4 protein-coding genes are annotated in these 3,614 nt (G+C 68.6%); all 4 read right to left on the reverse strand.

The window, feature by feature from the left end; all coding sequences use genetic code 11:
* Positions 1-54: 54 nt before the first annotated feature.
* The 4 genes from ACZ5OX_RS38960 to ACZ5OX_RS38975 are packed head-to-tail and all read right to left on the reverse strand — an operon-like array spanning position 55 to position 3,468.
* Positions 55-426 (reverse strand): hypothetical protein, encoded by a 372-nt coding sequence (locus ACZ5OX_RS38960; RefSeq protein WP_465636933.1) that lies wholly within the window; start codon positions 424-426, stop codon positions 55-57.
* 4 nt (positions 427-430) lie between these two features.
* A complete protein-coding gene (locus ACZ5OX_RS38965) occupies positions 431-2,077 on the reverse strand; it encodes a tyrosine-type recombinase/integrase (RefSeq protein WP_465636935.1) in 1,647 nt (548 codons plus the stop codon).
* Positions 2,078-2,092: 15 nt separating this feature from the next.
* The gene (locus tag ACZ5OX_RS38970; protein WP_465636937.1) at positions 2,093-2,407 is read right to left on the reverse strand and encodes a helix-turn-helix domain-containing protein; all 315 of its coding nucleotides are present in this window, start codon (positions 2,405-2,407) and stop codon (positions 2,093-2,095) included.
* Positions 2,404-3,468 carry a tyrosine-type recombinase/integrase gene (locus ACZ5OX_RS38975; RefSeq protein WP_465636939.1) on the reverse strand — a complete coding sequence of 355 codons (1,065 nt, stop codon included), beginning with the start codon at positions 3,466-3,468 and terminating at the stop codon, positions 2,404-2,406. The genes ACZ5OX_RS38970 and ACZ5OX_RS38975 overlap by 4 nt, the downstream gene beginning before the upstream one ends.
* Positions 3,469-3,614: the final 146 nt, after the last annotated feature.

Consider the following 3,614-nt stretch of genomic DNA (forward strand, 5'->3'; position numbering starts at 1 on the left):
AAAGCGCACATGTTCCGGCGAAGATGTGCAAGGTCGTGCCGAGGTGCGACAGGTTCAGCGCGGGTTTTCGATGCTGACGGTCACCGCGTCTGGTGCCGCTGCCACGAGGTGATCAGTCCAGCAGTCAGACTGCTGGGTTGCCACGTCGGCTCCGCAGCCACGGCAGACAAGGTTTGGTCCGTCCAGGCCGTCGAGTCCGCAGCAGCCGTTGCGCCGTCCGCGGTCAGGATGCGGGGCGGTGCCCGTCAGGTCGTCGGGATGCAGGATGATCACTCGCGTCTGAGGGCTGATGGCGTAGGTTCCCTGCGACACCCGAGGCGGGGCCACTCGGTGACCTCCGGTTTTCTCGGCAGCGGGCGGCAGCGGGACTTCCCGGAGCTCGTCGGTGAGTTGTTGCTGGCAGCTCGCGCAGGTAATGAAAGACATCGAACTATTGTGCCTGCCAGCTGTTGCTCAGCTGTTGGGGGAGACGTCCTGGGTCCACGTGGTCAGCGAGATAGATCAGGGTGGCTTGCGGGTCCATCCCGAAGGCTGCGGCCACGAGCTTGGGGTCCATGGTGTTCACCAGGTCGACGAGCCGGGTGCTGCGGATCATGCGGGGTGGGTATCCGCAGTCGTCAAGGACGTGGGACAGATAGGCAGTTGAGGCCGGGCTTCGCCCGGCCTTCGTTCCTTTGGTGACCATCACGTGAGGGTTGGCCGTCGGCCATGCCGCACGGTGAGCGAGACAGCGGTGCAGCACGGTCCAGGAGGCCGGGTCCAGAGGGACGGGGTGGGGCCGTTTGCCGAGCCGGACCGTCTGGGCCACCGGGTCGACGTGGGTGATCTGCAGCATGCGGACCTCGGCGCTGGAGGCGCCGTGCAGTAGGGCGAGGATGCCGAGCAGGGCTTCGTGCGGGTGGACGTGCTCATCGGTGGTCCAGCGGCGGAAGAGCTCGCGCTGCTGGTCGAGGGTGAGGGTCCTGCCGCGGAAGCCGTTCGGCTCCTTCGCGGTCAGTGTTCGGGTCGGGTCGACCAGAACGATGTGCTTGGAACGGGCGAAGCGGAAGAACTGCCGCAGCACGGTCAGCCGCCGCTTCCGAGCCCGGGGCAGGGTGGCCAGGAAGGCCTCGATGTCATGCACGTCGACCAGTGCCCAGTCGTCTTTGCCCCGGCGATTCACGAGGAAGACGGCCAGGTCACGAAGGATGCCCAGAGCGGTTTCCAAGGTGTGGTCGCTGCGGGGCCGGGTTCCGGCCCGGCGGGCCCGGTCCTGGGCCCGCATCCGGGAGGCGTCGAAGCTGACAACGGCGGGACGCAGGGGTTCGGGGACCGCGCCGATGCGACGCTGGCGCCGCCCAGCGGCGAGCCGTTCGGCCTGGTCAGTGGGCAGAGCCAGGCGATGGAGGGTGAAGAAGTCCTCCAGCGCACGAGCGAAGGAGCCCATCGACCGTCCCGGACGGCGAGATCGTTCCAGTAGGGCATGGGGCGAGTTGGATTGCTCGTCTTCAAGGAGCCGGCCCAGGTCGGTGACGAAGCCGCAGGCCCGGGCAGTGCAGTGGCGGGCGGCGACATAGGCGACGAAGTCGCCCAGCCACAAAGGCGGTTCAGCAAGCCGGTCATGGAGGTGCTCGCCGCGAATGAAGGGGCGTCCAGGGTGCTTCTGCCAGCAGGGCGAGCACAGCCCCAGCCCGGCATGTCGCCGAAGCTCGCCACACTCGCGGCAGACCGTCGGCGGCTTCTTGGGCGATCCCGGGTGAGAACAGGGCCCGCACCAGCCGGTCGCCTCGCGCAGATAACCCGGCTTGCCGCAGCGCGGGCACGGCTGCTGGGCCTCCAGCCGCTCGGCTTTGCGGCGGCAGTCCCGGCACAGACGGCTGCTGGCCGCGCGGACCGGATGGCCGCACTGCTCGCAGGCGCGCGAACAGATGATGCACCGGCCCGTGTCCTGCTGGAGGACACGGTCCTTCCCGCAGGAGGGACAACTCGCCTTCGTGGCCTGCTCGTTCATCCTCCGCATGCACCGGCAGCAGTGCTGCCGGTCGAGATAGCCGACCGGGGCACCACAGGTGACGCAGTCGCGTTGCTTCTTGCCCATCGAGCTCTCCGCCCGTCACAGGGGCGGCATCGACCGGCCCCGAGCGGAGGCCGCCTTCGGGGCGTCGGCAACGGATCGAGGCGGCGCGATGGGCCGCTCGACGGGGGTGGTGTCGACTTCGATGAGGTCGTTGGGGGTGCACTCCAGCGCGGTGCACAACGCGGCCAGCGTGGTCATCTTCACCTGCGAGGGCTCCTTGGTGAACAGCGCGGACACCGACGCGGAGGACAGTTCCAGGCCGGCCTTCTCGGCCAGCAGACGCCGCAGCTCGGTGCCGGTCCACACCTCGCGTTGGGCGGCGGCCATCCGCAGCCGCCATCGGATCTTCACGCCGTGGTGTCCTTCCCGGTCAGCTCGGCCAGGGTGCTGGCGACGGCCCGCTGATAGGCGTCCTCGATGAACGTCGCGGAGGGCCGGACATAACGCATGGTCGAGCTGACCGTCCAGTGTCCAAGCATTTGCTGGATCGCCACCAGGTCGACGCCGCGTTCGTAGTTGTGGGTCGCGCAGGCCCGCCGAAGGGCATGCGGGCTGAACCGCTCTGCAGGCGGACGTCCTTCGAGTTCCATGAGATAGCGCAGCCGGTTGCGGATCGTTCCGCGATGCAGCGGGCCGCCGGACTCGTCGGCGAACAGCACGGGCGAGTCGGGGAACTTCGGGCGCACGTCCTGCAGGAACCACCGCAGCACCAGGTCCAGGCCATCGAGCATGGGCACCCAGCGCGGCCGCGGTCCGGAGGTGTGGGCTCCTTTGCCGAAGCGGACGTGGAGCTTGCCGAACGGGCCGCGGGTGAAGTGCAGATCCGGCTTCTCCAGCAGCGAGGCCTCCTCCGAGCGGAGTCCTGCGTGATACAGCGTCCGGAACAGTGCGTAGTCCCGGGCGGCGGGTCCGTACTTCCGTGCGGTCGCGATCCGCTGCTTCATGAAGTCGAAGAACTCGTTCACCCGCTCCGGGGTCGGCGGCGGCAGCAGGGCCGGGGAGTCGTCACCGACATGCCGGGAGGCGTTGAACTCGTCGACGGGGCAGATCAGTCGGACCCCGAACGCGGCCTCGATCTCGGCGGCCTTCCGGGCCTGCAGGAACCGGTGGAACCCCTTGAAGATCTGCACATACTCGCGGCGGGTCGACGTCGCCCGGCCCTTCACCGCGAGATCGCCGACGACGCGGTCGATGTCCTCCGGGGTCACCTCCCACGCCGGCCGCCCCAGCGCGGCGAGCGTCCGTTCCAGCAGGCCGATGTCGTTGTCGATCGTCACCTGACTGAACCCGCGGGCCCGCCACGAGGCGACGAAAGCGTCCACGCACGCCGTCTGGAACTGCCACGGGTCCGTGACCAGCGGTCCCTGTGGGACGCCCCCACCCGCGATGACCTGCAGCCTCACCTCGGCCACCGGAACACCTTCCTCGCACCTGAACGGTCAAGGCAGCACCTTGAAAACCTGGGGGCCACCGCGAGAACCAACGAGGACCGCAGGAACAGGAAACGGCCTGGTGGCAGCGGCAACTCGTGTGAGGGAACAAGTGCCAGCCCCAGATG

This window comes from Kitasatospora sp. NPDC032121, from assembly GCF_055580145.1.

Bases quoted from the DNA above. Each gene is read 5' to 3' on its own strand.
- ACZ5OX_RS38960 (WP_465636933.1), bottom strand. From the start codon at position 426: ATGTCTTTCATTACCTGCGCGAGCTGCCAGCAACAACTCACCGACGAG.
- ACZ5OX_RS38965 (WP_465636935.1), bottom strand. From the start codon at position 2,077: ATGGGCAAGAAGCAACGCGACTGCGTCACCTGTGGTGCCCCGGTCGGC.